This is a genomic window from Meiothermus sp. Pnk-1, from assembly GCF_003226535.1.
Classification (GTDB): Bacteria; Deinococcota; Deinococci; order Deinococcales; family Thermaceae; genus Allomeiothermus.
On sequence record NZ_QKOB01000013.1, the window covers coordinates 1 to 25,322 of the forward strand.

The window sequence follows — 25,322 nt, forward strand, 5'->3', positions numbered from 1 at the left end:
CCTGGAAGACCTGGCTTCTCGCCTGCGCGAGAATATAGAGCGCCTCACCCCGGAAGAGAAGCAGGCCGTGGTGCGGGAGCTGGTGGAGGGGGTGACGGTGCGTCCAGGAAAGGGAGAGATTGAAGTAGAGGTACGTTACCGGTTCGGGCAGATTGCACCTCACACGGGCAAGGATTCATCGCCGCCACCAGCAAAAATTTTGCGGGAAAAGTCAGGCTGGCCTTGGCCCTCGAGACCGTCACCACCCCATCCTCCAGAGGCTGCCTGAGCACCTCCAGCGCGTCGCGGGAGAACTCCGGGAACTCGTCCATGAACAATACCCCCCGGTGGGCCAAGGAGATCTCGCCCGGCTTGGGCACCGAGCCCCCGCCGATGAGCCCGGCGTCGGAGATGGTGGAGTGCGGGGCGCGGTAGGGGGGCGTGCGGATGAGCCCCCCGCCCACGAGCTTGCCCGCCGCCGAGTGGATGCGGGTAACTTCCAGGGCCTCTTCGCGGGAGAGGGGCGGCAAAAGCCCCGGCATCCGCTTGGCCAGCATGGTCTTGCCCGAGCCCGGCGTGCCCACCATCAGCAGGTGGTGGCCCCCGGCGGCGGCGATCTCCAAAGCCCGCTTGGCCTTGGCCTGTCCTCTCACGTCGAGCAGGTCGGGGACGGCCTCGAGCGCATCCACGCTCTCAGGGGGCGGGGTGGGCTCCAAGGAGCACTCGCCGGTGAGGAACCCAACCGCCTGGCGCAGGCTCTGAGGGCCATAGACCTCGACCCCCTCGATCAGGGCTGCCTCCCGCGCCGAGGCCGCGGGTATCAGCAGTTTGAAGCCCTCGGCCAGGGCGCCCAGGGCCAGGTTGACCCCGCCCGGCACGGCCCGCAGTTCCCCGTCCAGCCCCAGCTCCCCCGCCGCTGCAATCCCCTCGAGGCCAGCCTGCGGCACCACCCCCTGGGCGCACAGCAGCCCCAGGGCGATGGGCAGGTCGTAGTGGCTGCCCTCCTTGCGCTGCTCGGCGGGGGCCAGGTTGACCACTACCCGCCCCTGGGGGTAGGGAAAACCCGAATTCTTGAGCGCCGAGCGCACCCGTTCGCGCGATTCCTCCACGGCCTTGTCGGGCAGGCCGACGACGGTGTAGCTGGGCATCCCCGCGGAGACGTCCACCTCCACGGTGACGGGGAGGGCCTCGAGGCCGTAAAGGCTATAGGTTCGTACTTGGGCAAGCATCCGATTCCAGAGTCTATCCGAAAGATGCCGTCCTGTCGTGTCGCGGGTATATTGACAATTAGTATCAGATAGTGCAATTTGGGGATTGAAAGGAGGCTTTGATGGCGGATGACGAAGTATTGACCCTCGAGGAAGCCGCGGCCCTGCTCAAGGTCAGCGAGACGCTGGTCTACCAGCTCGCCCGCTCGGGCAGCCTGCCGGGGCGCAAGGTGGGGCGGGAGTGGCGTTTTTTACGTTCGGCGCTGCTGGAGTGGCTCAGGGCTCCGGCGAAGGAGGAGGGCGTGAGGGAAGGCGTGGTGCAGCTCGACAGGTTCGGCGGGGAGTACAAGGTGGAGAACGGCCGGGAGCACGTGGCGATGTGGCTGCCGCTGAGCCTGGAGGAGAAGGAGCGGCTGCTCGAGAAGGCGCTGCGGGAGGGGCGGAGCCTCAGCGCGATGGTGGCCGACTATCTGCGGGAGTGGCTCGAGAAGTGAGCGCGGTTCTTGATGGCGCGGGCAGGCTCGGTACAATGGCAAGATGCGCCTTCGGCTGACCCTCGGAAGCGTCCTCTCCCTGTTTCTCTCCGGCATCATCGCGGCCAGTCCCGGAGGGCTTCTGCCCCAGTGGCAGGAGGCTTTCGAGGTGGGCTCGAGGCTCTCGCTGTACTTCAACCTGTACCTGGCGGGGCTGTTGGCGGGGCTAACCCTCTCCCGCCTCACCCCCGCGCGCCATCCGTGGTTTTCGCTGGCGATGGCCTTGGCCGGGCTGGGGCTGTTAGGGGTGGCTTCGGCACGGAGCTTCGAGACCATCCTGTGGGCGGCCTTCCCGCTGGGGTTGGGCGTGGGGGCGATCAACCTCAACGGCAACAGCCTGCCCGGCGAGCTCTACCCCGAGCGGCGCATGGTCGTGCTGAGCCAGGTCAACGCGGCTTTTGGCCTGGGGGCCATCGCCACGCCCTTTCTGGTGAGTCTCTTCCCTTGGCGTGAGGTCTTGGTGGTCTTTGCCCTGACGGCCTTGGCGGGGGCGCTGCTGGTGTGGAGGGCTCCGGCGGGCCAGGTGGTCAGGGTGGCCAATGGGCATGGGGTTGCGGGCTGGATGTGGCTGCTGGCGCTGGCGACCGCCATGTACGCCGGTCTCGAGCAGGGCTTTGCCACCTTCTCCGGGGCCTACTTTAAGGAGCTGGGCTACCCCACGGCGCTGGCGGGAGCCCTGCTCTCGCTGTACTGGGTGGCCTTCACCGTAGGGCGCCTGCTGTTGAGCTACTGGGTGGCCCGCGATCCCCTGCGGCACCTGACCTGGCTGGTCTGCGGGGCGGCAGGGGTGGCGCTGCTGTACTTCCTGCCACCCTTGCCGCTGCTATTCCCCCTGGCGGGGTTGCTGATCGGCCCCATCTTCACCACCCTCATGACCCTGGGCCAAGAGCGGATGGGCGTCAGCGCCGTGGCCTACGCGCTGTATGCCGGAGCCGGTGGAAGCACCTTGATTCCGGCGCTGTTGGCCCTGCTGCCGGTCACGGGGGTTCCCTGGGGCCTGCTCGGGGCCAGCCTGGCCCTGCTGACCCTGACCCACAGCCTCAGGAGGCTCGATGCGCGCCTTGCTCTTTGACCTCGACGGCACCTTGGCCGACACCGACCGCCTGCACGAGCAGGCCTGGCTCGAGGTCCTGCTCCCCCACGGCATCCGGGGGGATCACGCCTTCTACCAGCAGCACATCAGCGGCCACCTCAACCCCGAGATCGTATCCCGGCTGCTGCCCCACCTCTCGCCACTCGAGCGCACCGCCTTGATCGAGGCCAAAGAGCAGCGCTTTCGCGAGCTAGCGCAAGATCTGGAGGCCCTGCCGGGGCTGGAGGAGCTGTGGCGCTGGGCGAGGGAGCGGGGCTTGGCGCTGGCCTTGGTGACCAACGCCCCGCGCTCCAACGCCGAGCACGTGCTCCAGGCGCTAGGCCTGGAGTTCGACCTGGTGGTGCTGGCCGAGGAGCTGGCCGCCGGGAAGCCCGATCCCCTGCCCTACCGCACCGCCCTAGAGCGGCTGGGGCTGGAGCCCGCCGAGGCCCTGGCCTTCGAGGACTCCCCCTCAGGAGTGAGGGCCGCCGTAGAGGCGGGGATTCCTACCATTGGCCTCACCACCGGCCATCCCCCCGAAGCCCTAAAACGCGCCGGGGCCTTTCTCCTCGTTAGGAATTTCCGCGATCCCCAGCTGTGGAAGCAGCTCGAGCGGAGCTAGAGGGCATATTGCGCGAACGCCGCTTCGTCAAAGCGGCACCGCACCAGGTCTTCCCAGTACAGCCAGCCCTCCCGAAGCGGAGGGAACTCCAAAAAACCCCCCTCCGCCTTGAGATGGAAGGAGAGTTCACTGGGTTCATCCACCCCTTCCTGAAAAGCCAGCAGGGCCGTCTGCCAGGCCCCGAAGCTCGACTGGGCCTGGGAACCGACCATTGCCCGCTTGCCCGCTTGTCGCGCCAGGGTCAGCATCTCCAGCGTCCAGGTGACCCCGCTGCGCGCGGGTTTGAGGTTCAAGACGTCGAAGGTGTCGAGCAGCAGTTCGCGGCGCAGGTCGCGCAGGGTGAAGCACGAATCATCGGCGATGATCGGCAAAATCTCCGCCGCCCTGAGCCTTTTCCGGGCCAAGACCTCCTCCGCGGGCAGGGGTTCTTCGACGTACAAAAGCCCGGCCTTGGCCCACTCCCGTAGATAGGCCTCGGCCTCCTCGAGGCCCAGGGTCTCGTTGGCATCGGCATAAAGGGCGATGTCGGGAAAGCGTTGGCGGAGCAGGGCAAGGCGCTCGAGGTCGCCTACCAGGTCGCGGCCCACCTTCACCTTGAGCACCCGCACCCCCGCCTCGTAGACCGCTTTTGCGTCTGCTAGCATCTCCTCGGGGTCGGCGATCCCCAGGATATAGCTCACCCGGACCCGCCGGTGGTGGGGCTCCAGCACCCCCCATAACTCCTGTCCCTGGCTCCTCGCCCAGGCTTCCCAGATCGCGGTGTCAAGGCCACCTTTGGCGGTATGGTTGCCGGGGAAGCCCTCCAGCACCGCCCGGATTCGCAAGGTGTCCTCGGCCTCGAGCCCCAGAAGCCGGGGCGTGAGGTACTCGAGCGCCGCCCGTACGCTCCCCACCGTCTCGCCGTAGATGGTTGGGCGGGGGGGGATCTCGGCCCGCCCAATGGCGCCGTCGGAGAGCTCGACCTCGACCAGGAGGTGCTCGAGGTCGGTCAGCTCGCTCGATTTGCCCCAGCGCAAAGCCCCTTTGAGGGGAAGCCGGAAGGGCCGGAGGGTGATGCGGGTGATGCGGGCCATAGGCTAAACGCTATAGAGGCGAGCCGCGAAACGCAAGACGCCCTACGAAACTCCGGATGGCCTCGACTTCCTCTTCGATCGTCAAGGCCTCGGTGTCGAGGAAGAGGGCCCGGGGGCTATTTTGCAAGACCTGGCGGGCTCCTTCGGGGTCGTAGTTCTTGCGCTCCTCCGCCACGATCTTGAGCTTGGCGATGAGGTCTTCGGGGGGGATGCCCCAGGAGAGGGCTTGCTCGAGCTCATCCTGCGAAAGCACTCCCTGGGCCAGCTCGTGGATGGCCTTCAAGTCGGCGGAGCCTACCTGCATTTGGTCGAAGCTGTCCCTTCGGTGCAGCAACCGCGACAGCCGGGTCAGGTCTTTCGCCTCGAGGACGATAAAGTAGCTTTTAGGAAGGTGCTCGAGGGCATAGCCCACCTCGGCCCTGCCCCGCAGCCCGTCGAACAGCAAGGGCCAGGTGGGCCGGGCATGCGCGTTTGCCAGCGCCTCGGCGACCCCGCCGGGGTGCTCCTCACGGAAGCGGCGGGTGAGCGCGAAGCGCGCGGCGCGGTCGAGGGGGGGCTTAGCCCCGAAAAGCGGCAACACGTAGCGGTCCACTACCTCGCGGCGGTCGGGGAGGGTGGGGTACTCGAGGGCACGCAACACGCTCGACTTACCCACCCCGGTAAGGCCGACCAATACCAGCAAAGGCAAGTCGCGAAGCGGAGCGGCGTCGGCAGGGTGGGGCTCGCCGGGAAGATACAGCGGATGAAGCATGCGGCCATTAAACCTCAAGTTTTTGTGAGCATGGGCAAACCCGGGCCACCCCACTCCCTTGCTATGATGGGGCGATTCCGCACCCGCTGCGCTGCGGCGGGGCGTCTGGAGGAGACGATGAAGAGAATGCTCGCCACCCTTACCGTGCTCGCCGGTCTGGCCGCCGCCCAGGCCCCCGCCTACCCCGAGAACACCGTCGGGGTGGGGTATGGCTTCAACCGGGGCCTCACCCTCCAGGGCAGCCTGGGCCTGCCCTTCAGCCCCTTGGGCATCGACACCGGGCTGGACGTGGAAGCCATCCTGCCCAATGCCCCCTCAGTATGGGTGCTGGCCAAGGCTAATTTGCTGCCCGCGCTGACCGTAGGCGATCTTCCCATGTCGGTGGGGCTGGGGCTCGATCTGCGCTATATCAATAGCGGATTCGGTATTCACCTGGAGCCGCTGGCTACCCTCGAGGTCCCCGGTGGAGCCATCTCCGCGTCCCTGGGGCTGGGCTACCAGGATGGTTTCCACCTGGCCTACGGGCTAGGGGCGCGATTTTACTTAGATCCAGTAGCCCTGGAAGCGGCCACCTCCGATCGCTACCCGCTGAAGATCTCGCTGCTGTACCTGTGGTAAGGCAGGGAGCTGAACTTGGTCGGGTAGACTGATTCGGGCGGCGAGTCCAGCCTCCCGGTGCAGTTATGACCTCGAGACCCACAGCTTTTCCCGCCCGACCCAAGAGGGCCTGGCGCTTTAACCCGGCCCACCTTTTCGCCCTGCCCGCCATCGGGCTGCTGGCGCTGTTCATCCTCTATCCCTTTCTCGACGTGCTGCGGTTTTCCACCTGGGATTGGTCAGGCCTGAGCGAACCCAAGGAGGTGGGGCTGGAAAACTACCGCCGGATCCTCACCGACGCGGCCTTCTGGGCTAGCCTGCGCACCACCTTGTACTTCATGGCCATGGCCCTGCCGGCTTTCGTGCTGCTGGCCGTGCTGCTGGCCTTGGCCCTGGACGGCCAGCGCTACGAGCGCCCGGTCAAGGCGCTGTTGTTCCTGCCGGGGCTGGTCACGCTGGGGGGGGCTACCCTCTCCTGGTACACCCTCTTCGCCCCCGAGTACGGGGCTCTAGCCGCCCTTGTCCCCATCCCCCGCTGGGACCAGGAGGCGTTCTGGGCCTTGGTGTTGGTGGTGCTCTTCACCCTGTGGCGGCACGTGGGGTACGGGGTGCTGGTGGTCTCGGCGCGGCTCAAAGCGATCCCCAGGACGCTTCTGGAGGCCGCAGCGGTGGACGGCGCTAGCGCCGCCCAGGCCTTCCGCTACATCACCCTGCCCCTGCTCCGCCCCGCCGTTACCTTCTTGCTGGTCATCGGCACGGTGCTGGCCTTGCAGTCGTATAGCGCGGTGTTTTTGCTCACCCGTGGAGGCCCCTTCGGGGGTACCCGGGTGCTCGGCTACTACCTTTACGAGAGTGGCTTCGAGAACTTCCGGCTAGGCTACGCCGCCGCCGTCACGGTGATCGTGCTGGTCCTGACCCTCAGCTTCGCCTACGCCCAGGCCCGGTTGCTGCGGGAGGGCGAATGATCCGCCACCTCTTCGTCTCGATCACCGCCCTTTTGGTCGCCCTGCCCTTTTTGTGGATGGCCTTCGCCGCCTTTATCCCGCAGGAGATCGTGTATTCGGGAGAACTGTTCCGCCGCTTCGGCTTTACCCTGGCGAACTTCCAGGTGCTGGCCAAGGAGGGGTTTTGGGGGCGGATGGGATTTTCGCTGGTGGTCTCGAGCCTGGTCACTTTTTTGCAGCTCTTCACGGCTTTTCTGGCCGCCTACGCGATCAAGGAAGGGCTCCGGGTGCTCCCCTTCTTCCTGCTCTTGCTGGCCGTACCCGCCGAGCTATTGCTGGTTCCCCTGTACGGCCTGCTCAAGGGCCTGCACCTGCTCGATACGGTCTGGGCCCTGATCCTGCCCTTCGCAGCCAGCCCTTTCACGGTATTTTTGCTCTATGGGGCGATGCGCTCGATCCCCGAGGAGCTGCTCGAGGCCGCCCGGCTAGACGGGGCGGGGCACCGCGTTTTGCTCAGCCGCATCCTCTTCCCCCTTATGCGCCCTACGCTGGTGGCCGCCGGGGTGCTGGCCTTCGCCGCGCACTGGAACCTGGTGCTCTATCCGCGCGTCGTGGCCGGGGAGGAATGGAAAACCGTGCAGACTTGGCTCACCGACCTCCAACGTAAATACCCCGCCGACTGGGGGATCCTCTCGGCGGCGGCTTTGGCGGCTACGCTCCCGCTGGTGCTCGTCTATCTGGCCTACGAACGGCGGGTGGTGGAGAGCGTGGAGGAAGGCTTGAAGGGGTAGATGCAGCCGCCAAACTTCTCAAACATCTTCGTGGCAAACTGGCTAGGGGTCGGGGCATCCCTCCGGCCTTCGAGGTGAACATGCTGCACCGTCTGGGAATCGTCATCTTCGTTGTGCTCGGCTTGGGGCTGGCCCAAAAGCCGCTCGAGATCACCCTCTGGCATACCGCCGGGCCGCCTGGCCAGGAACCCTTCGAGGCCATGGTGGCGGAGTTCAACGCCGCCCAGAGCCAGTACAAGATCACCCCGCGCTACCAGGGCGATTACCGCGAGGCCGGGCTCAAGCTGCTCTCCGCGCTGCGGGCGGGGAGTGCTCCTACCTTGTTCCACGCCGAGATCTCTTTCCTGGGGCAGATGGTCAAGGAGGGGATCGCGCTGCCGCTGGACGAGCACCTGGGCAACCTGCCCAACGACTTCTACCCGGGCTTCCTCGAGACCGGCCGATTTCAGGGCAAGACATATGGGCTACCCATCGGGCTTTCGGTGCCGATCTTCTTCTATAACGCCGACCAGTTCCGCGCCCGCAATATCTCGGTCCCCACCGACTGGAGCCAAGTGGCCGAAGCGGCAGCCAAACTCTCCGGCCGCGCCGCCAAGGGGCTCATCGTCTCCAGCGATATCTGGAGCTTCAACGTCCTGGTGATGAGCCGTGGAGGCAGCCTGACCAACGCCCAGGGCCGAGCGGACTTCACCCACCCCAAGGTGGTGGAATCGCTCGAGTTTTTGCAGAAGATCGTACGCGCAGGCCACGCCCAAAGCCGCAACATCGCCGAGGCCCAGTTTTCGGTGGCCGACTTCCTACGCACCAAGGCCTTTATGGGCCTGGCCCCCATCACCATCTGGCCGCTGATCGAAGACCGCGCCCCCATTCCCTTCCGCCTGGGGGTGGCCGCCGTGCCGCTGGAGCAGGGCGGGAGGGTTCCGCTGGCGGGCGGGGCGCTGGTGGTGCTCAAGGGGGCCAGCCCGGAGCAGGTCAGGGGCGCGGTGGCCTTCTGGCGCTTTCTGATGGAGCCCAGGAACATCGCCCGCTGGGTCAAGGCTACCTACTACTTGCCCATGCGCCGCAGCGCTCAGCCCCTGCTCGAGGACTTCTATAAAGAAGACCCCCGCCGCCGGGTGGCCTTCAGCCAGGTGGAAGGAGCGGGACCCTGGATCCAAGACCCTGAGATGACGGTGTGGTACGCCTATTTGGAAGAGGCGCTGGAAAAAGCCCTCAAGGGCAATGTCCCCGCCCGCCAAGCGCTCGAGGAGGCCCAGCGCAAGGCCGCTGCCGTCGAACGCAAATAAGCTCGAGGCCCGCCGCCACTTCGCGGGTTGGGGTTTCCTCCCACCGACCTGCCCTTTCCCATGACAAATCGCCATTATGCAAAGGTAAAATGGGCGGCATCGGTGCAGGAGGGAACTGTGAAGCGAGTTCTAGCGTGGCTTTTTCTGGCCTTTAGCCTGGCCTTTGCGCAGGTAGAGATCCCTTTCTGGCACGCCATGGACGGGCCAGCGGGCCGGGCCATCGACCAGTTCGCCAAGGAGTTCAACGCCAAGCAGCGCAGCTTCCGGGTAGTTCCGGTGTACAAGGGCGACTACCGCGACGAGGAAAATAGTTTGGTCTCCGCGCTGCGGGCAGGGGGCGCGCCGGTGCTGTACCAGGCCGAGGTGGTGTTCTTCCCTCGCCTGGTGGCCGAGGGCAGCGCGGTAGCCCTGGACGATCTGGTGCGCGGTTTGCCTTTTGAGGGGGATTTGTTCGAGGCGGCCTGGGATTATGGAATCATCGGCGGCAAGCGCTATGGGCTCCCCTTCAATACTTCCACCCCGGTGCTTTTCTTCAACGAGAACCAGCTGCGGGCCAGGGGCTTGAAGGTCCCGACCAACTGGAAGGAGTTCGAGGAGGTCGCTCGAGCGCTGAGCAGCCGCCAGAGCCGGGGCTTCATCGCACTCACCGAGTCCTGGACCTTCGAGGCAATGGTCACCAGCCGTGGGGGCAACCTCGTGACCCCCGACGGGAAACCCAACTTTACTTCCCCCCAGGTGGTGGAGGCCCTCGAGTTCCTGCAAAACCTGAACCGCAGCGGGGTCATCTCGGTGCGCAACCTGGCCGAGGCCACCTTCGCCCAGCTCGACTTCGTGCGCACCAAGGGCATGATGGTCTTCGCCTCTATTGCCAACTGGCCTGCGGCGGAGAACTTCTCGTTTGCCTTCAAGCTGGGGGTAGCTCCGGTGCCGCGCGAGCCAGGGGGCAAGGTACCTTTGGGCGGGGCGCAGCTGGTGGTGTTGCGGGGGGCCAGCCCCGAGCAGCAGCGCGGGGCGGTGGAGTTTTGGAAGTACCTGATGGAACCCGAGGTCGTCGCGAGGTGGGTGCAAGCTTCATATTACGTGCCGATACGAAAATCGGCAGAACCCTTGCTCGAGGGCTTCTATAAGGAAAACCCCTACCGCCGGGTGGCCTTCCAGCAGGTAGGATACGCCCAGCCCCGCCCACGGGTGCCGCAGTTCGCGGTGTGGCGGAACTTTTTGGAGGAGGCCTTGGAAAAAGCCCTCAAGGGCAACGTCCCCGCCCGCCAAGCCCTCGAGGAGGCCCAGCGCAAGGCAGAAGCGGCCAGATAGCCAGGTAAAAACCCTGCTCGATGGGTTCTCCCAAGGGCTCAAAGGCGCGGGGCTCCACCAGCGGTGTGCGATATAAACACCGTTCCCGGGTCGTTGGGGTTAGCGTAGGATCACCATGCGCTTGGGTTTCAGCCCCCTCACCGCTGGCCTCGAGTATCCTGCCGCTTTTGACTTGGCGGCCGAGCTAGGGCTGCTATTGGAAATCGCTTACGACCAACACGAAATGGACCCCCGGCTGCCTTCGGCTCGAGAACTCGCCGAGATGGGCCGTGCGGCCGGGGTGGGCTTTACCCTGCACCTGCCCTTCGTGGATCTCAACCTGGCCAGCCTGGTACCGCTGGCTTGGAAAAGCTCCCTCGAGCGCACCCGGGCCGCCCTCGAGTTCGCTCACACCATCGGGGCCGCCTGTGCGGTGATGCACACCGGGCAGGTTCCCCTCAGGAGCGACGTCGCCCTCAAATATGCCCGGGCCAGACTGGCCGAGGCCCTGGCCGCGCTCCAGCCCTCCCCCACCCCCATCGCGCTCGAGAACACCCACCTCTCCCAGGAGGATCTTGTGGAGGGGGTGGATGAGCTCAAGCACCTGCTCGCCGATCACCCCGCCTACGGCTTCTGCCTCGACGTGGGGCACGGTCAGATCGAGCTGGGTCCAGGGGGTTACAAGCGCTACTATCAGGCCCTCTCGGACCGCCTCATCCATTGGCACCTGCACGACAACCAGGGACAGCAGGACGAACATCTGGTAGTAGGCGAGGGCACCGTGGACTGGGCCTGGGTGCGCCGCAAGCTCCAGGGCTTTAGCGGAACGGCAGCCCTCGAGGTGCAAGGCGGTGCCGAAGGGGTGCGCCGCAGCGTGGCGATCCTGCGGGGTGAGGCGCTGGGATAAGGGGACAAAAGTTGTGACTATAATTCATCCGTTATGGCCGGTTAAGGGACATTTGCCCCGACCGTCTTAACTACACTTGTCACGAGGGGGCACCGCCCACGCCGTGATCTGGTAATCTTTGGTACGGTTGCCAGGCACTCCAGACTGGCCAGGAGGAAGATAGATGCCCATCGAGCGGATTGAGGTCTACATCGACAACGCGAAAGAACCCATCCAGGTGCTCAAGGAGCCGCCCTTCAAGGTCAACCTCGATACCACCAAACTCCCCGACGGCGATCACCTGATGCGGGTAGTGACTTATTACCGTGGAGGCGGAAGCGAAGTCAAAGAGATTCCCTTTAAAGTGAGCAATACCCCCGGGGTGGCGGTGGAGGGGCTCGAGGAGGGCAAAGAGGTCAGCGGGAACCTCGAGATGACCATCCGAGTTGGCGATCCCCAGCTCCCTCCTCCGCCCTCACGCTTCCCCCTGGTGGGCTTCCTCGTCACCGCGGTGGTGGTGCTGGGAGGGGTCTGGGGCTTCTTCGCCCTCAATCCGGGGTTCAACGAGGTGATCAAGGAAGTGGCGAAGACCGAAGCCGCCGCCGAAGGTGGGCACGGCACCACGGGCGGCGCGCAGGCTGGAGGCGGGGAGGCTATCCCTGTAGATCAGGCCCTGCTCACCAAAGGCGAGACGGTTTTCAGCGCGAACTGCGCGGGCTGCCACCAGGCAAGCGGCACTGGGGTGCCCGGGGCGTTCCCACCCCTGGCCGGAAACCCCAACCTGGCCGATGCTGAGCACGTGGTCAAGACCGTTATCCACGGCCTTACCACCGGGGTCACGGTGAACGGGACGAAGTACACCCAGCCGATGCCGGCCTTTGCTCAGCTTTCCGATGAGGAAGTCGCGGCGGTCGCCACCTATGTCCGCAACAGTTGGGGCAACAAGTTTGGCGGCGTAAAGCCCGAACAAGCCAAAGCCGCCCGATAAGGAGGGAGCATGTACCGCAACGATAACGTGATCCCCACCTTCTCGCTGTTGTTTGCCGTGACGCTTTTTGTGATGGCGATGCTCAACCGCCAGCACATCAGCCGCTTGGCGGGCGAGAACGTGGATCACCTCTCGGTGGGCGGGATTGGGCTCATCGCCTTTGCCCTGGTGCTGTTTGTCTACGGGTTCATCGGCCTGCTGTCGAACTGGCTGGAGGGCCAGGAGCTACACCCCGGCATCCGCCAACCCGAACCCGGCAGCGCCCCGGTGACTGCAGGCATCGTACTGTCGCTTTTGTTGGTGATGCTCTCCGGCTTTTTTGTGCGGCTCATCACCTTCTCCTACGCCGCCAATCCCCTCAAGCCCGCGGAAGTGGCCGCCGCCAACCCCACCTGGCTGCAGGGGTTGATCTTCGCGGGGATGATGTTGGTGATTGCTTTTCTGGCCGCCTTGTACAAAAAGTTCTTCCTGCCCGAGGAGGTGGTGGCCGAAGACGAGAAGGGGGATTTCCCCTGGTAAGCTGCCTTACCCCAACCTGTGCGCAGCGGTAGCAAAATAAGAGGCAAAACATGGAACACACTGAACACTCGATTGATCCGGTGCAGGAGCAACAAGAGCACATCAAGCGCCGGGCCGTGTTGCAAGCGGCCATCGGAGTGGGGGTGGGGCTATCGGTGCTCTCGACTTTGTACGTGGGTGTGGGCTTCATCCCCAAGGTAGTGATCACCCCGGAGAAAGAGCCGGTGAAGGCTGGGGATGTGCTGGTTTGGGCGCAGGGAGCCAAGGCCGGGCAGGACATTACCCCCGCCGACCTCCAAGCGGCCCAGAAGTCCGATCCACCTTTCATCATCGCTTACCCCAAAAACCCCGAGAACAACGTGGTCAAGAGCCAGCTCGCCACCAACACCATCATGGTGATGCAGCTCGAGCCCTCCTCCCTGAGCCCGGAGACGGCAAAATACGCGGCCCAGGGGATCGTGGCCTACTCGGCCATCTGCAAGCACCTGGGGTGCACCATCAGCCAGTGGAAGAATAACGTGTGGCACTGCCCCTGCCACGGTGGGGAATACGATCCGCGGCAAGGCGCCAAAGTGGTGGCGGGGCCGCCGCCCGGCCCGGTACCGCAATTGCCCATCAAGCTCGAGGGCAACCGCATCGTGGCCGCAGCGGGGTTCTTGTTCAAGCCCGGGGCCGATGTCTAGGAGGGGAGCATGTATAAGTGGTTGGACGAACGTCTAGACCTCCATAGGCTCAACAGCAAGCTCTTCCGTAAGGCTTTCCCGGTGCATCACACCTTTTTTCTGGGTGAGATTACCCTCTTTGCCTTTGTCGTGCTGGTGCTCACCGGGGTCTTCCTGACCCTGAACTACGAGCCTTCCATCCGCGAGGTCACCACCCCCGACGGCCAGAAGCTGCCCGCGGCCTATGCTTCCATTCTCTACATCGACTCCCTGCCCTTTGGAGCGGTGATCCGCAGCCTGCACCACTGGTCGGCCCACATCATGATCGCGGCGGCTTTCTTGCACATGATCCGCATCCACCTCTCGGGAGCCTACAAAAAGCCCCGCGAGCTGAACTGGTTGGTGGGAATCGGCCTGTTGGTGCTGGCCATCGTCACCGCCTTCACCGGTTACGCCCTGCCCTTCGATAACTACGCCATCACCGCGACCAAGATCGGCTACGAGATCGGGGCAGCCGCGCCTTGGGTGGGTGGGGTGTTGGTCAACATCCTCTTTGCCGGAGAGTTTTCCAACACCAACACCCAGATGATCCCCCGGCTCTTCTCGGTGCACGTGTTGTGGCTACCCCTAACCCTGATCGCCCTCATCGGGCTGCACCTGCTGATCATGGTCAAGCAAAAGCACACCCAGCCCAAGTACGCCGAGCGGGTCAGCCCGGGCAAGATCCTGGGCGTTCCGGCGCTGCCCTCCCAGGGGATCATGGCGGGGATCTTGTTTCTGGTCTATGTAGCGGTGGCCACGCTGATCGCGGGGATCTTTCTGGCTCACCCGGTCCAGGCCTATGGCCCCCCTACCGCCAACACCCCGGCGGTCAAGCCCGATTGGTACTTCCTATGGATCTACGGGATCTTGCAGATGATCCCCAGCAACTGGAAGTTTGAGCTGTTGGGAGCCACCTTCGGACCGCAGTTCTGGGGCGGGATCTTCGTGCCTACGCTGATCATCCTGGGTGCAGCGGCCATCCCCTTCATTGATACCCAGCCCCACAAACAGCGCTACCTCGAGCTCCCCAGCCAGCACCCCGGACGCACCAGCTTTGTCATCGGGATGCTGATGTTCTACATCATGGCCACCCTGGCCGGCTACAAGATCGACCTCAACCTGCCCAATGCCCTGCTATGGGTACTGGTGCTGTTTGTGCCGATCCTGACCGGGGTGGTGGCCTATGTGATCCTGCGGGCTTTTTACGGCAAGGCCTCACAAGAGTCTCAGGTAGGGGGCCTACAGGGCTCAGCTGCCGACGATTGATGCCCCGAGAAGCCAGGGCCTCACCCTCCCCACCTCGGGGAGGGTTTTTGATTTGACCCCTCCCGGCTCGAGGTGTATGTTAATAGCGTAATCAAAGGGGGTATTTATGGGGATTCGACTCGATCTGGTAGGGCTGGTGGTGCGGGACATGAAAGCTTCGCTGGACTTTTACCGCCGTCTGGGATTTGACCTTCCGGCAGAAGCCGACCGGGAGGGGCACGTCGAGGCGAGCTTGCCAGGCGGGCTGCGCTTTGCCTGGGACACCCTGGAGGTGATGCGGAGCTTCGACCCCAGCTATGAACTTCACCCTGTACACGCCGGAGCCTACCTCTGCGACAGCCCCGCCGAGGTGGACGCCAAGTACGCCGAGTTAGTAGGGGCTGGTTACCAAAGCCATAAAGAACCCTGGGACGCCTTCTGGGGCCAGCGCTACGCCCAAGTCAAGGACCCCGACGGCCATACCGTGGACCTGTTTGCCCCCCTCTAAAAGCTTCAGCCCGCTCACACCATGATGTTGCGGCGGGTCTAAGCTTTAGGGGATGAGCTATCGCCAGATATACCTCAAGGAGGTAAACCCCCAGGCCGTGCGCGGGGTGTTGGGAGAGCGCAGCGGAACCGTCTCGAGCGTGGACGGCTACGCGGTGGTCACCCTCCCTCCTCCCACCTTCGAGACCTATTACGCCCAACAAGATGAGATCGTTCCGTTGGCCGAAGAACTCTCGCGCAAGCTCGAGGCCCTGGCTTTGGCGGTGCTGAACCTCGAGGACGAGCTGCTGTTGTTCTGGATCTACGACCGGGGCGAACAAATCTTCGCCTACGACTCCAATCCCATGTATTTGGGCTGCCCGGTCTGCTCGTACGTGAGCGAAACGGTAAAACCCGAAGCGGGAGACATCGAGCGGCTGGCCCGGCCATTCGGTCATCCCGAGAACGCCCGCGCGCTCAAATCGTGGATCTACCGCAAGCGCGGTCTGGGCTTCTTGCAGGAGCAAAAGCGCCACGCCGAGATCGCCCGGCTTTTGGGGCTGCCCGCTCCTTTTGGGAGTTCGGTAAAGTAGCAGTATGGCGAAATTCAAAGCCCTGATCCTCGAGGCCGAAGGCCAGCCGCAGATCCGCGAGATCGACGAGGCCGAGCTTCCCGCCGGAGACGTGCGGGTGCGGGTGGAGTACTCCAGCCTCAACTTCAAGGATGGGCTGGCCATCACCAACCAGGCCAAGGTGATCCGCAGCTACCCCATGGTTCCGGGCATTGATTTCGCCGGGACGGTAGTGGAGTCGGCCTCGCCGGAGTACCAACCGGGGGACCGGGTGCTCCTGACCGGATGGAGGGTAGGGGAGGTCCACTGGGGCGGGATGGCCCAGATGGCCCGGGTGAAAGCCGAGTGGCTGGTGCCGCTACCCCCCGGGATGAGCCCACTGCAGGCCATGGGCATCGGCACGGCGGGGTTTACGGCAATGCTGGCGGTGAAGGCGCTGGAGGAGCACCGCCTCTCCCGGGAACGCGAGGTGCTGGTAAGCGGGGCAGCAGGCGGGGTGGGGAGTATAGCTGTAGCCTTGCTGGCCCAGCAGGGCTACAAGGTGGCCGCCTCTACTGGCCGGAAAGACGCCTACGAGTACCTGAGGGCGCTAGGGGCTACGAGCATCATCGAGCGTGCTGAGCTGGCGGCCCCGGCTAAGCCCCTCGAGTCCGAGCGCTGGGCCGGGGGGGTGGATACGGTGGGCGGGGAAATCCTGGCCAAAGTGCTGGCCCAGACCGCCTACGGCGGCAGCGTGGCGGCTTGCGGCAATGCAGGAGGGCCTGAGCTCAAGACCACGGTCTTCCCATTCATCCTGCGCGGGGTGAACCTCCTGGGCATCGAATCGGTAATGTGTCCGCGGGAAAAGCGGCTCGAGGCCTGGAGGCGCTTAGCCCAGGACCTGCCTATGGAGCGGCTCGAGGCCATGATCCAGGTGGTACCCCTGGGCGAGGTTCCCCGCCTAGCCCAGGAGATCCTCAAGGGGCAGGTGCGGGGGCGGGTGGTGGTAGACGTCAACGCCTGAAAAGCAGCTTGAAACTCTCTTGGCCTCTTTTCATCGGCTACAATGAGGAAACCCCAGACCTGAATCTGGGGAACGCCAAGCCCGAAAGGAGGGGTTTCTATTCGTTGATCGCGCTGCCCGTCGGCGCACGCTGAGCACGTCGCTTAGGAATCTCGACGAACTGCCACCATGCCGTATGCCACGGCACGATGGAGCATCTAAGTCGGCAGGGTGATGCCCGAGCATCCACAACAATTCTCGGGAGAAAGGTCAGAAGCAGTGTAAAAGAGGTGTTCGATGAAAACGCTTGTTCTAGGAGCCGGCGTAGCCGGACTGGCCGCCGCTCAGGAGCTGAGAAGGGCAAACCACCAAGTCACCGTACTCGAGGCCCGCGACCGCGTCGGAGGACGCATCCACACCAACCGTAGCTTTGCCGCTGTACCTATCGAACTAGGAGCCGAGTTCATCCACTCTTCACAGGTTCCTACTTGGGCTCTGGCCCAGACGTTCCAGCTCAGAACCTACCCCATCAACCAACAAGACGACACCCTGGTGCGCCTGCCGGATGGGCGTTTGCGCTCGGTAGCGGAGGTAGGCTACCAGCAGCGGTGCTTTGCGGACATCCGGGCGCTGGCCTGGCCCGAGGCCAGGGGGGAGGAGTCGTTGGCGGAGTATCTAAGGCGTAATGGTCTCCACGGCGACCGGATCCCTTATAAGCTGCAGGAGTACATCTCCGATTTTGACCGCCCAGAAGCTTTGAGCGCCAAGGCCGCGCTCGAGTTCCTCCGCGACAAGTCCGCCGAGGAAGGGGATTACCGCATCCTCGACGGCTATGACTAACTAGCGATAAAGTTGGCCGGTCTGGACCCCGAGAGGTCCGCCGGGAGCGCAGTGTTCCCCCCGCTGGACATTCGGCTGGGGGTTAGGGTGGAAGTGCTCGAGTGGGGTGGCTTTGGGGTGAAAGCCATCAGCGCCGACGGACGGGTTTACTTCGCTGACCAGGCGGTGGTCACCTTGCCCTTAGGCGTTCTCAAGGCCCGACAGGTGCGCTTCATACCCGAGTTGCCCGCGGAGAAGCTCGAGGCCCTGGCCCTGTTGGGGGTGGCCGATGCAGTCAAGCTCTTCTACCACTTCGACCACCCGATCTTTCCCCCCGGCATCAACGAGCTCTACGTGCCCGGGGCGAACCCCGACGAGTGGTGGAGCAGTTCGCGCGGCCACGGCGTAAAGATCGAGATCTTAACCTCGCTGGCTACCGGCCCCAAGGCCCGCGAGCTTCTGCGGATGCCCCAGGAGCAGGCCCTGCAGAAGGGCCTCGAGACCTTACGCCAGGCCCTGGGCCAGCCCCACCTGACCCCCAGCAAAGCCCATCTGGTCCACTGGCGGGACGATCCTTTGGCGCTAGGTGCCTACAGCAAAGCCAGCGTAGGGGCCTCCGGCGCGCGGGCTATCCTGGCCAAACCGGTAGCGGGCCGGCTTTTCTTCGCCGGAGAACACACCGCCTCCAACGCCTGGGCCGCCACCGTCCATGGGGCCTACGCCAGCGGGCGGCGGGCCGCTCGGGAGATCCTGGCCATGCGAGGCCTTCCCCAAGCACCGCTGCCGCACGCCAGATCCCAACCGGTTTACCCTTCCTAGCCCTCTTCTCGCCGCTCCTCGAGCCCTGACAAGCAGGGCTCGAGGAGGCACATCTACGTAGCCGGGGAGCCCCGAGAGGACGATCCACCGCGTTTGGCGTAGGTCTTTCACGGTAAGCTAGAACTATGCGGGTCAGGGTACTTTTATTCGCGTTGTTTCGAGAGCAGGCCGGAACCGGCGCGCTCGAGCTCGAACTCCCTCAAGACGCTACGGTGAGGACGGCAAAAGAAACCCTGGAAGCTCGCTTCCCTGGCCTCGAGCTTTCCGGTGGGTTGGCGGCGGTGAACCAGCGCTTCATCAAGGCCGATCACCCCTTGCACGAGGGGGATGAGCTGGCCTTTTTGCCGCCGGTCTCCGGCGGGAACGCCGAGGGCTCAGTAGGCGATGAGGGGCAGAACAGCTTTGGTCTGACCCCCGAGCCTCTGAACCTCCAGCCCTATGTGGAGTGGGCCAGCGCGCCACCGTATGGGGCGGTGGTGGTTTTCTTAGGCACCACCCGTAGCCCCAACCGGGGCAAAGAGGTGACCTACCTCGAGTACGAAGCCTATCCCGGCATGGCCGAGGCGACGATGCGCCAGATCATCACCGAGATGCGCCAGCGCTGGGTGTTGGGCCGGATAGCTCTGTGGCACCGCACGGGCCGGGTCCACCCGGCGGAGGCTTCGATCCTGATCGTCGTATCAGCCCCCCATCGCCCGGAGGCCTTTGAAGCCTGCCGGTATGCCATCGAACGGGTCAAGCAAACCCTGCCGATTTGGAAAAAAGAGTTTGCTCCGGACGGCTCACACTGGGTTGAGGGGCACACCCCTTCCGGGTTCCAGCTATAATGTCTAATGACCGAACTCCCCCTGATCCTGCTCCGCTGGGCCCTTTGGCTGCTGCCGGGAGTGCTGGGGTTGCTAGGGGTACGGGCTTGGGTTCGGAGGCGGGGCCGGGTGGGGCTGGGGCTTTTGCTAGCCGGTCTGGTGGCAGCCCTGCTCGTCAGGCCGCTTCCGCTAGGTTTCGTGCTGCTAGCGCTAGGAGCGCTGGCCGGATGGCCAACGGGTCGCCAAGCCCCGCGCCAATGAGGGGGAATGGCGCGCCCACGAAGGTCGGCCCGGATACACTGGTAAAAACTCGTTCGCGCCGCAACAGGAATTCTTTAGAGAAAGGCGATATGGCAATGGGAGAGAGCGCAGCAACAGGGAGGTCCCTCCTTGGATGAGGTGAGCTGGAAACTGTTTGCCCCGCTCTCGGTGGAGCGGTCGCCATTGCTGGTCGAGTACTGCCTGCACCCCCAAGAGGCCCTGATTCGGCTAGGGGGGGCCAAGGGGGCGTTGCTCCGGCCCTACCAGTTACAGGAGTTGCTGGTCCACCTGATGAGCCGCCAGCCCTGGACCCACCCCGAGGCGGCCTATGCCCCCCCTAAGCTGCACCTGGGGGCCCGCTCCTACACCCTAAGCGAGTCGGCCCGGTTGACCCTGGTCGAGACCTTCCAGGCTCTGCTGGTGGAGATCCGCCTCGAGACCAGCCAGCCCCCCCTGGTACAAGAGGGCTGGCAGCGCACCATCGTGCAGCTAGACCGCTCTTCCTTCGTCACCCTGGAGGATGGGCTGGCCACCATCGCCCAGGCGGCCCGGCAGAACCTCGGGCTCTCTGGGGTCAACATCTGGCTGCGTGCACCCGGCACCCCCAACCTGCTGTGGAAGTGGCCGGGAAACTCCCCCTCGGAGCAGATCGGCCCCCAGACCCACCCGGTCTTTTTCACAGTGCTCGAGCGCAGCCTGGTGCTGGCGATAGAAGACACCGGCAAGGATGCCCGGGTGGCCGAACTTCGCCCCTGGCTCATCCCCCGCGGGGTGCGGGCCTTGATGCAGGTCGCCGTGCATACCGAGGAAGGGTTGGGCGGGGTGCTGTGGCTGGAAAGCGCCCAACCCCGCTCCTGGAGCAGCGAGGAGCAGGCCTTTGCGGCCCTTTTGGGCCATTTGTTGGGGCGGCTTTTGGAGGCCGAGCGCTTCCGCAGCACCGCCGAGCGGATCAAAGCGCTCGAGGAGAAACAGCGCCCTCGCCTGATGGCCAGCGGAGAGGAGTTCCGCGCCCGGTTGGGGCCGCTTTTAATCCAGGCCAAGCGGGGGAACCGCTCGCTGGCTTTGGTGCGCATCGCGCTGGAGCCTCCTCCCGGCCAAAATATCCCAATCGCCCGCGAGCTAGCCTCGGGAGTTCGCCAAAGCGACTTGGTCGCCGATCTGGAAAACGGCCAGTTCGTGTTTCTGGGCGAGGTGCGGCGGCCCGGAGGTGGGGCGCAGCTGGCCAGCCGCCTTTTTCAGCGGCTGCGCGCGGCCTTGGGACGTCAGGCTGGTCTCTCCCTGGGCTTGGCCCTCTTCCCCCAGGACGCCAGCGACCCCGAGGAACTCTGGAACCGGGCGGCCCAAGCCTGCCAGCAAGCCCAAGCGGCAGGGGGCGGCATCCGGCTGGCCGTCCCCGAGGCGGTGGATTTGGAGAACGCCCTGGCGCGGGGTGAGCTCGAGCTGCACTTCCAGCCGCTCTACCGGCTGGCCACCTCCCAACTCGCGGCGGTCGAAGCCCTGGCCCGTTGGCGCAAGGGGGCCAAGATCCAGCGTAGCGCCAGCGAGTTCTTGCCCATCGCCGAGCAGGCCGGGCTGATGGAGGCAGGCGACCGCTGGACCCTCCAAAAGGTGCTCGAGCAGGCCACGGTCTTCCAGTCGGTAGACCCCAGCGTGCAGTTCACCCTCAACCTCTCCACCGACTCGTTGCTGAACCCCGAGTTCCCTCGAACCCTAGCCGCCCTGGTGGCCGAGCGCAGCCTGGCCCCCGGCGGAGTGGTGCTGGAGATCCGCGAGGAAGCGCTACTCTATGATCTGGCAACCCTCAGCCAGACCCTGCGCGCGCTCAAAGGGATCGGAGTCAGGATCGCCCTCGATGATTTCGGGGCCAACCCTCTGCCCTTCTGCGAACTCCAGCGCTGCTCGCCGGACTGGCTCAAGCTGAGCCCGACCTTGTGCACGCTGGAAAACGCCCGCCTGGCCAAGGCGCTGGTCGAACTGGCCCACGCCCTGGGAGCTCAGGCGGTGGCCAAGGGGCTCGAGACCCAAGAGCAGGTGGACGCCATGCGAGAGCTGGGCTTCGACCTGGGGCAAGGCCACGCGCTGGGCCGCCCGGTCCCTGCCGAAGACCTGGGCGCGCTGCTGGTGTGGGGGGTAGGGCGCTAAGGGCGCCGGTAAGTCGTAATACGCAAAACGCTCAGCTCCCCTAAGACCACCTGTTCCCGAACGAACCGGCAGAAAGGTGAACCGGGCAGTTCAAGCCCCGCACCGCTCCCCTATACTGAGGCGTTATGGACTTACCGGTGGCCGATCCTCGTTCCTCCATCCTGGGCCTGGCCCCCCAAGCCCTGCCCGGCGAGGGCTACCGCAAGCAACAGATCGCGCACTGGCTGTATGCCCGCGGGGTGAGGGAGTGGAGCGAGATGACCGACCTTCCCCAGGGCCTGCGGCAGGAACTGGCCAAGCAATACCGGGTCTCTGAGTTCACCCAGGTGACCCCCTTCGTGAGCCAAGACGGCTCGGTGAAGTACCTCTACACCCTTTGGGACGGCCAGAAGACCGAAGCCGTCTACATGCCCTACGCGGGCCGCAAGACCATCTGCATCTCCAGCATGGTGGGCTGCCCGGCGGGCTGTACTTTTTGCGCTACCGGGAGGATGGGCTTTGGCCGCAACCTCACCGCGGCGGAGATTCTCGACCAGATCCTCTTCGCGGCCCATCACCAGGGCCACTCCCCGCGCGAGATCAGAAACGTGGTGCTGATGGGTATGGGAGAGCCTCTGCTCAACCTGAACCACGTACTCGAGGCCATTGGCCGGATGCTTGACCCCCAGGGCCTGGCCATGAGCCCGCGCCGGATCACCCTTTCCACGGTGGGTATCCCACGGGGGATCTACCGCCTGGCCGAAGAAGACCTGGGCGTGCGGCTGGCCCTCTCCCTTCACGCCCCCGACGACCAGACCCGGCAGAAAATCATCCCTACCGCTCACCGCTACTCCATCGCCGAGATCATGGAGGCGGTGCGGCACTACTACGCCAAGACCAAACGGCGGGTGACGCTGGAGTACACCCTGCTCAAGGGCCTGAATGACCACCTCTGGCAGGCCAGGGCGCTGGCTGGGCTCCTGGCCGGGCTCTCCGCACACATAAACCTCATCCCCTGGAACCCCTGGGAAGGGGCCCCCCACCAGGGCACGGGCAAAGAAAAGATCCTCGCGTTCGCCGCAGCCCTCGAGCGGGCGGGAATCCCGGTCTCGGTGCGCTGGAGCCGGGGGCGCGATGTAGGGGCAGCCTGTGGCCAGCTCGCCCTCCGGGGGGCCTCATAAGCCGCAAGGCCCCCTGCGCTGACGCCTCTCATCTATCCCCAATAGAATGGCTGCGGTATGAACCGAACTGCCCTGAGCGTCATTGCGGTCTTGGTAGGGCTGGGGGTGGGGGCCATCTTCCTGCTGACCCGCCCGAAATCCAGCCCCAACGCCGCCACAGCCGCCTCTACCCTCTGCACCAACCGCCCCCAAGCCGCCAAACTGGACCCCGCCAGCATCACCGCACTCAAGCTGGAGGATACCCAGGTCGGCACCGGCCCCGAAGCCATCACCGGCGACACCGTGGAGGTGCACTATATCGGGCGCCTGGCCGACGGCAAGCAGTTCGACACCTCTTGCGACCGGGGCCAGCCCTTCTCCTTTCGCCTCGGGGCGGGCCAGGTCATCCCCGGCTGGGACTCGGGGATCGTGGGCATGAAGGTGGGCGGCAAGCGACGGCTGTTCATCCCCGCCAACCTGGCCTACGGTGCGGCCAGCCCTAGCCCCGACATCCCGGCCAACTCGCCCCTGATCTTCGACGTGGAGCTGCTCAAGGTGACCAAGCCCTAGCCGAGCTAGGCATATACTCCAGATGATGCGCTTCGTGGTCGTCAGCGGGCAGAGCGGGGCGGGCAAGACCACCGCCCGGTTCGCCCTCGAGGATCTGGGCTATTTTTCGGTGGATAACCTGCCCCCCGCGCTCTGGACTCGCCTTCTGGAGCATCTGGAAAAGGCCGGGGTTGAGCGGGCGGCGGTGGTGGTGGATATCCGCACAGGGAAGCTTCTGGAGGGCGTGGAAGAGGTACTGCAAAAGCTTCACCCCTTTCTCATCTACCTCGAGGCCCGCCCCGAGATCCTGCTCAAGCGCTACAACCTCTCGCGCCGGCTGCACCCGTTAGGGGTAGGCAACCTGCTTGCCGAGATCGATGCCGAGCGGCACACCCTGGCCCCCTTACGGGAACGGGCAGACCTGATCATCGACACCAGCGACAAAAGCGCCCGCGAGCTCAAGAACGCGCTCGAGGAGGCCCTGGGCGAGGAGGAGGGCTTTGTGCTCAGGCTCATCTCCTTCGGCTACAAGTGGGGGCCCCCCCAAGATGCTGACCTGGTGCTCGACGTGCGCAGCCTACCCAACCCCTACTACGTCCCCGAGCTCAAACCCCGCCCCGGTACCGATCCCGAGGTGGCCGCCTACGTCTTCAGCCGACCCGAAGGCGAACCCTTCTACGGGGCTTTGCGCAGCGCCGCTGGGCTGGCCGCAGAGGGGGCCAAGGCCGAAGGCCGGGGAGCCTACACGGTAGCGGTCGGGTGCACCGGAGGCCGTCACCGCAGCGTGGCGGTGGTGGAGCGGCTGGCCCGCGAGCTCGAGGGTCGCCTGCGGGTGGAAGTCGAGCACCGCGACCTGGCCAAGGAGTGAACCCGTGCCCTGCTTGGATCTTCCTCGAGTCTTAGACCGGCCCTCAAACCGCGGGAGGCCCTGAATGGGGGCCTACTCCCCGGTCAAGACCCCGCCCCGCCCCAGGCGCCGACGGCTGCTCTCGCGCCGCTGGCTGCTGCCGGGGATGCGGGTCAAGCGCTACGCCCTGATCGCCCTGATCGGCGGTCTGCTGCTCCTGTTGGGGGTGGTGCAGCTCACCTGGGACGGCCCGCTGGTGAGCGGGTTCTTCCAGCTCGCCCGCTGGGCCGTGCTGCTGGGCCTACCCCAGTGGCTCTCGGGGCTCTTTTGGATGGCCTTGGGGGTGGTGCTGGTCTTCCTGGGTATCCGCTGGATGAACCGCAGCGTGCTCTCCGCGCTGGCCGACCCCGACACCGTGCCCGAGCAGGTCTACATCCGGCGGCGGCTAGAGAACGGCCCGCGCATCGTGGCCCTGGGCGGAGGAACCGGGTTGTCGCGGGTCTTGCGAGGCCTCAAGCAGGAAACCGCCAACCTCACCGCCATCGTGGCCGCCACCGACGACGGGGGAAGCACCGGGCGACTGCGCGCCTCCTTCGGGATCCCCGCGGTGGGCGACCTGGTGGACTGCCTGGCCGCGCTTTCCGACGCCGAGGGCCTGCCCGACCTGATGCAGTACCGCTTCGCCCGGGGTGGCGAGCTCGAGGGGCATACCTTCGGCAACCTCATGCTGGTGAGCCTGTACGAGCTTGCCGCGTCTTCCCGCAGCGATAGCCAAGGCGGCGACTTCGCCGCCGCCATCCGCCAAGCCAACAGCATTCTGCGGCTGCGGGGAGCGGTCTGGCCAGCCACCGACCGCCCAGCCAAGCTATGGGCCATCCGCGAAAACGGAAGCCGCGAGGAGGGCGAATCCCGGCTGCGCCACGGCCAGGGGCGCATCCTTCGGGTGGGCCTCGAGCCCGCCGAGGTCCCGGCCATGCCCGAAGCCCTGGAAGCCCTGCGCCGCGCCGATCTGATCGTGCTGGGGCCGGGTAGCCTGTATACCAGCGTGATCCCCAGTTTTTTGCCGCCGGAGATCGCCCAGGCCATTCGGCAAGCTCCGGCCAGAATCTGCTACATCGCCAACGTAATGACCGAAGTCGGCGAAACCGACCACCTCTCGCTCTGCGCACACTACCAGGCCGTAGCGGCCCACCTGGGCCGCCGCCCGGATATCGTGCTGGTCCACACCGCTCCCATAGATCCCGGGTTGCTGCAGCGCTATGGCGCAGAAGGACAGCAACCGGTAACCCTGGACCTGGAGGCGCTCGAGAACCTCGGCGTACAGGTCATCCAGGGGGACTTCCTCGAACAAGGCCCCTACGCCCAGCACGATCCCGGTAAACTGGTGCGGGCGCTCATCGCGTTGTGCTAGT

27 protein-coding genes and 1 pseudogene are annotated in these 25,322 nt (G+C 65.2%); 25 read left to right on the forward strand and 3 right to left on the reverse strand.

Features of this window, described 5'->3' with window-relative positions:
• Positions 1-161 precede the first annotated feature (161 nt).
• A pseudogene (locus DNA98_RS14075) lies at positions 162-1,208 on the reverse strand (YifB family Mg chelatase-like AAA ATPase); the annotation flags it as partial.
• Positions 1,209-1,309: 101 nt separating this feature from the next.
• Between DNA98_RS14075 and DNA98_RS14080 the strand changes: the two are divergent.
• The 3 genes from DNA98_RS14080 to DNA98_RS14090 are packed head-to-tail and all read left to right on the forward strand — an operon-like array spanning position 1,310 to position 3,414.
• On the forward strand, positions 1,310-1,681 hold the full coding sequence (locus DNA98_RS14080; protein ID WP_110531823.1) for a helix-turn-helix domain-containing protein: 372 nt from the start codon (positions 1,310-1,312) through the stop codon (positions 1,679-1,681).
• Positions 1,682-1,724: 43 nt separating this feature from the next.
• On the forward strand, positions 1,725-2,792 hold the full coding sequence (locus tag DNA98_RS14085; protein ID WP_110531825.1) for a sugar MFS transporter: 1,068 nt from the start codon (positions 1,725-1,727) through the stop codon (positions 2,790-2,792).
• Positions 2,773-3,414 carry an HAD family phosphatase gene (locus DNA98_RS14090; RefSeq protein ID WP_110531827.1) on the forward strand — a complete coding sequence of 214 codons (642 nt, stop codon included), beginning with the start codon at positions 2,773-2,775 and terminating at the stop codon, positions 3,412-3,414. Before DNA98_RS14085 ends, DNA98_RS14090 begins: the two co-directional genes overlap by 20 nt.
• On the opposite strand, the gene DNA98_RS14095 is transcribed toward DNA98_RS14090, so the two are convergent.
• Together DNA98_RS14095 and DNA98_RS14100 are read right to left on the reverse strand one after the other, a co-directional pair.
• Positions 3,411-4,487 (reverse strand): enolase C-terminal domain-like protein, encoded by a 1,077-nt coding sequence (locus DNA98_RS14095; protein WP_110531829.1) that lies wholly within the window; start codon positions 4,485-4,487, stop codon positions 3,411-3,413. The genes DNA98_RS14090 and DNA98_RS14095 overlap by 4 nt on opposite strands.
• A 10-nt stretch (positions 4,488-4,497) precedes the next feature.
• Positions 4,498-5,238: a hypothetical protein gene (locus tag DNA98_RS14100; protein ID WP_110531831.1), complete on the reverse strand. Its 741-nt coding sequence runs from the start codon at positions 5,236-5,238 to the stop codon at positions 4,498-4,500.
• Between the two features lie 117 nt (positions 5,239-5,355).
• Between DNA98_RS14100 and DNA98_RS14105 the strand changes: the two genes are divergently transcribed.
• The 22 genes from DNA98_RS14105 to yvcK all read left to right on the forward strand — a co-directional run bounded on the left by DNA98_RS14105 (position 5,356) and on the right by yvcK (position 25,321).
• Positions 5,356-5,856 carry a bioflim formation protein gene (locus DNA98_RS14105; RefSeq protein ID WP_110531979.1) on the forward strand — a complete coding sequence of 167 codons (501 nt, stop codon included), beginning with the start codon at positions 5,356-5,358 and terminating at the stop codon, positions 5,854-5,856.
• Between the two features lie 65 nt (positions 5,857-5,921).
• Positions 5,922-6,800, forward strand: a complete 879-nt coding sequence (locus DNA98_RS14110; protein WP_233493228.1) for a carbohydrate ABC transporter permease — start codon at positions 5,922-5,924, stop codon at positions 6,798-6,800.
• The gene (locus tag DNA98_RS14115; RefSeq protein WP_110531833.1) at positions 6,797-7,570 is read left to right on the forward strand and encodes a carbohydrate ABC transporter permease; all 774 of its coding nucleotides are present in this window, start codon (positions 6,797-6,799) and stop codon (positions 7,568-7,570) included. Before DNA98_RS14110 ends, DNA98_RS14115 begins: the two co-directional genes overlap by 4 nt.
• 80 nt (positions 7,571-7,650) lie before the next feature.
• Complete coding sequence (locus tag DNA98_RS14120) at positions 7,651-8,856, forward strand: ABC transporter substrate-binding protein (RefSeq protein WP_110531983.1); 1,206 nt, start codon at positions 7,651-7,653, stop codon at positions 8,854-8,856.
• 117 nt (positions 8,857-8,973) lie between these two features.
• Complete coding sequence (locus tag DNA98_RS14125) at positions 8,974-10,167, forward strand: ABC transporter substrate-binding protein (RefSeq protein WP_110531835.1); 1,194 nt, start codon at positions 8,974-8,976, stop codon at positions 10,165-10,167.
• Between the two features lie 115 nt (positions 10,168-10,282).
• A complete protein-coding gene (locus tag DNA98_RS14130; RefSeq protein ID WP_110531837.1) occupies positions 10,283-11,053 on the forward strand; it encodes a sugar phosphate isomerase/epimerase in 771 nt (256 codons plus the stop codon).
• Between the two features lie 163 nt (positions 11,054-11,216).
• A complete protein-coding gene (locus tag DNA98_RS14135) occupies positions 11,217-12,020 on the forward strand; it encodes a cytochrome c (RefSeq protein WP_110531839.1) in 804 nt (267 codons plus the stop codon).
• A gap of 9 nt (positions 12,021-12,029) precedes the next feature.
• Positions 12,030-12,539 (forward strand): cytochrome C, encoded by a 510-nt coding sequence (locus DNA98_RS14140; protein WP_110531841.1) that lies wholly within the window; start codon positions 12,030-12,032, stop codon positions 12,537-12,539.
• 50 nt (positions 12,540-12,589) lie between these two features.
• Positions 12,590-13,222 (forward strand): ubiquinol-cytochrome c reductase iron-sulfur subunit, encoded by a 633-nt coding sequence (locus DNA98_RS14145; RefSeq protein WP_110531843.1) that lies wholly within the window; start codon positions 12,590-12,592, stop codon positions 13,220-13,222.
• Positions 13,223-13,231: 9 nt separating this feature from the next.
• Complete coding sequence (locus DNA98_RS14150; RefSeq protein WP_110531844.1) at positions 13,232-14,509, forward strand: cytochrome bc complex cytochrome b subunit; 1,278 nt, start codon at positions 13,232-13,234, stop codon at positions 14,507-14,509.
• A 106-nt stretch (positions 14,510-14,615) separates the two neighbouring features.
• A complete protein-coding gene (locus DNA98_RS14155) occupies positions 14,616-14,996 on the forward strand; it encodes a VOC family protein (RefSeq protein ID WP_110531847.1) in 381 nt (126 codons plus the stop codon).
• 52 nt (positions 14,997-15,048) lie between these two features.
• The gene (locus DNA98_RS14160) at positions 15,049-15,567 is read left to right on the forward strand and encodes a hypothetical protein (RefSeq protein ID WP_110531849.1); all 519 of its coding nucleotides are present in this window, start codon (positions 15,049-15,051) and stop codon (positions 15,565-15,567) included.
• A 4-nt stretch (positions 15,568-15,571) separates the two neighbouring features.
• Positions 15,572-16,549 (forward strand): MDR family oxidoreductase, encoded by a 978-nt coding sequence (locus DNA98_RS14165; protein ID WP_110531851.1) that lies wholly within the window; start codon positions 15,572-15,574, stop codon positions 16,547-16,549.
• 276 nt (positions 16,550-16,825) lie between these two features.
• The gene (locus DNA98_RS14170; RefSeq protein WP_110531853.1) at positions 16,826-17,368 is read left to right on the forward strand and encodes an FAD-dependent oxidoreductase; all 543 of its coding nucleotides are present in this window, start codon (positions 16,826-16,828) and stop codon (positions 17,366-17,368) included.
• Between the two features lie 12 nt (positions 17,369-17,380).
• Positions 17,381-18,166 carry an NAD(P)/FAD-dependent oxidoreductase gene (locus tag DNA98_RS14175; RefSeq protein WP_158531653.1) on the forward strand — a complete coding sequence of 262 codons (786 nt, stop codon included), beginning with the start codon at positions 17,381-17,383 and terminating at the stop codon, positions 18,164-18,166.
• A 125-nt stretch (positions 18,167-18,291) separates the two neighbouring features.
• Positions 18,292-18,993, forward strand: a complete 702-nt coding sequence (moaD, locus tag DNA98_RS14180) for a molybdopterin converting factor subunit 1 (RefSeq protein WP_110531857.1) — start codon at positions 18,292-18,294, stop codon at positions 18,991-18,993.
• 6 nt (positions 18,994-18,999) lie between these two features.
• Positions 19,000-19,233 carry a hypothetical protein gene (locus tag DNA98_RS14185; protein ID WP_110531859.1) on the forward strand — a complete coding sequence of 78 codons (234 nt, stop codon included), beginning with the start codon at positions 19,000-19,002 and terminating at the stop codon, positions 19,231-19,233.
• Positions 19,234-19,371: 138 nt separating this feature from the next.
• Positions 19,372-21,375: a sensor domain-containing phosphodiesterase gene (locus DNA98_RS14190; protein WP_129865605.1), complete on the forward strand. Its 2,004-nt coding sequence runs from the start codon at positions 19,372-19,374 to the stop codon at positions 21,373-21,375.
• Between the two features lie 125 nt (positions 21,376-21,500).
• On the forward strand, positions 21,501-22,535 hold the full coding sequence (gene rlmN / locus DNA98_RS14195) for a 23S rRNA (adenine(2503)-C(2))-methyltransferase RlmN (RefSeq protein WP_110531864.1): 1,035 nt from the start codon (positions 21,501-21,503) through the stop codon (positions 22,533-22,535).
• A 57-nt stretch (positions 22,536-22,592) separates the two neighbouring features.
• Positions 22,593-23,084, forward strand: coding sequence for an FKBP-type peptidyl-prolyl cis-trans isomerase (locus DNA98_RS14200; RefSeq protein WP_174719989.1), 492 nt, complete (start codon positions 22,593-22,595; stop codon positions 23,082-23,084).
• A 25-nt stretch (positions 23,085-23,109) separates the two neighbouring features.
• Positions 23,110-23,931 (forward strand): RNase adapter RapZ, encoded by an 822-nt coding sequence (rapZ, locus tag DNA98_RS14205; protein ID WP_110531866.1) that lies wholly within the window; start codon positions 23,110-23,112, stop codon positions 23,929-23,931.
• A 64-nt stretch (positions 23,932-23,995) separates the two neighbouring features.
• On the forward strand, positions 23,996-25,321 hold the full coding sequence (gene yvcK / locus DNA98_RS14210; RefSeq protein WP_110531868.1) for a gluconeogenesis factor YvcK family protein: 1,326 nt from the start codon (positions 23,996-23,998) through the stop codon (positions 25,319-25,321).
• Position 25,322: the final 1 nt, after the last annotated feature.

What these genes read in the sequence shown, in the direction of transcription:
- DNA98_RS14185 (WP_110531859.1), top strand. Translation starts at nt 19,000, where the DNA reads ATGACCGAACTCCCCCTGATCCTGCTCCGCTGGGCCCTTTGGCTGCTG.
- DNA98_RS14095 (WP_110531829.1), bottom strand. Translation starts at nt 4,487, where the DNA reads ATGGCCCGCATCACCCGCATCACCCTCCGGCCCTTCCGGCTTCCCCTC.
- DNA98_RS14200 (WP_174719989.1), top strand. Translation starts at nt 22,593, where the DNA reads ATGAACCGAACTGCCCTGAGCGTCATTGCGGTCTTGGTAGGGCTGGGG.
- DNA98_RS14100 (WP_110531831.1), bottom strand. Translation starts at nt 5,238, where the DNA reads ATGCTTCATCCGCTGTATCTTCCCGGCGAGCCCCACCCTGCCGACGCC.
- DNA98_RS14080 (WP_110531823.1), top strand. Translation starts at nt 1,310, where the DNA reads ATGGCGGATGACGAAGTATTGACCCTCGAGGAAGCCGCGGCCCTGCTC.
- DNA98_RS14085 (WP_110531825.1), top strand. Translation starts at nt 1,725, where the DNA reads ATGCGCCTTCGGCTGACCCTCGGAAGCGTCCTCTCCCTGTTTCTCTCC.
- DNA98_RS14145 (WP_110531843.1), top strand. Translation starts at nt 12,590, where the DNA reads ATGGAACACACTGAACACTCGATTGATCCGGTGCAGGAGCAACAAGAG.
- DNA98_RS14115 (WP_110531833.1), top strand. Translation starts at nt 6,797, where the DNA reads ATGATCCGCCACCTCTTCGTCTCGATCACCGCCCTTTTGGTCGCCCTG.
- DNA98_RS14150 (WP_110531844.1), top strand. Translation starts at nt 13,232, where the DNA reads ATGTATAAGTGGTTGGACGAACGTCTAGACCTCCATAGGCTCAACAGC.
- DNA98_RS14155 (WP_110531847.1), top strand. Translation starts at nt 14,616, where the DNA reads ATGGGGATTCGACTCGATCTGGTAGGGCTGGTGGTGCGGGACATGAAA.
- DNA98_RS14110 (WP_233493228.1), top strand. Translation starts at nt 5,922, where the DNA reads ATGACCTCGAGACCCACAGCTTTTCCCGCCCGACCCAAGAGGGCCTGG.
- yvcK (WP_110531868.1), top strand. Translation starts at nt 23,996, where the DNA reads ATGGGGGCCTACTCCCCGGTCAAGACCCCGCCCCGCCCCAGGCGCCGA.
- DNA98_RS14090 (WP_110531827.1), top strand. Translation starts at nt 2,773, where the DNA reads ATGCGCGCCTTGCTCTTTGACCTCGACGGCACCTTGGCCGACACCGAC.
- moaD (WP_110531857.1), top strand. Translation starts at nt 18,292, where the DNA reads ATGCGGGTCAGGGTACTTTTATTCGCGTTGTTTCGAGAGCAGGCCGGA.
- DNA98_RS14140 (WP_110531841.1), top strand. Translation starts at nt 12,030, where the DNA reads ATGTACCGCAACGATAACGTGATCCCCACCTTCTCGCTGTTGTTTGCC.
- DNA98_RS14170 (WP_110531853.1), top strand. Translation starts at nt 16,826, where the DNA reads ATGAAAACGCTTGTTCTAGGAGCCGGCGTAGCCGGACTGGCCGCCGCT.
- DNA98_RS14165 (WP_110531851.1), top strand. Translation starts at nt 15,572, where the DNA reads ATGGCGAAATTCAAAGCCCTGATCCTCGAGGCCGAAGGCCAGCCGCAG.
- DNA98_RS14135 (WP_110531839.1), top strand. Translation starts at nt 11,217, where the DNA reads ATGCCCATCGAGCGGATTGAGGTCTACATCGACAACGCGAAAGAACCC.
- DNA98_RS14105 (WP_110531979.1), top strand. Translation starts at nt 5,356, where the DNA reads ATGAAGAGAATGCTCGCCACCCTTACCGTGCTCGCCGGTCTGGCCGCC.
- DNA98_RS14120 (WP_110531983.1), top strand. Translation starts at nt 7,651, where the DNA reads ATGCTGCACCGTCTGGGAATCGTCATCTTCGTTGTGCTCGGCTTGGGG.
- DNA98_RS14160 (WP_110531849.1), top strand. Translation starts at nt 15,049, where the DNA reads ATGAGCTATCGCCAGATATACCTCAAGGAGGTAAACCCCCAGGCCGTG.
- rapZ (WP_110531866.1), top strand. Translation starts at nt 23,110, where the DNA reads ATGCGCTTCGTGGTCGTCAGCGGGCAGAGCGGGGCGGGCAAGACCACC.
- DNA98_RS14130 (WP_110531837.1), top strand. Translation starts at nt 10,283, where the DNA reads ATGCGCTTGGGTTTCAGCCCCCTCACCGCTGGCCTCGAGTATCCTGCC.
- rlmN (WP_110531864.1), top strand. Translation starts at nt 21,501, where the DNA reads ATGGACTTACCGGTGGCCGATCCTCGTTCCTCCATCCTGGGCCTGGCC.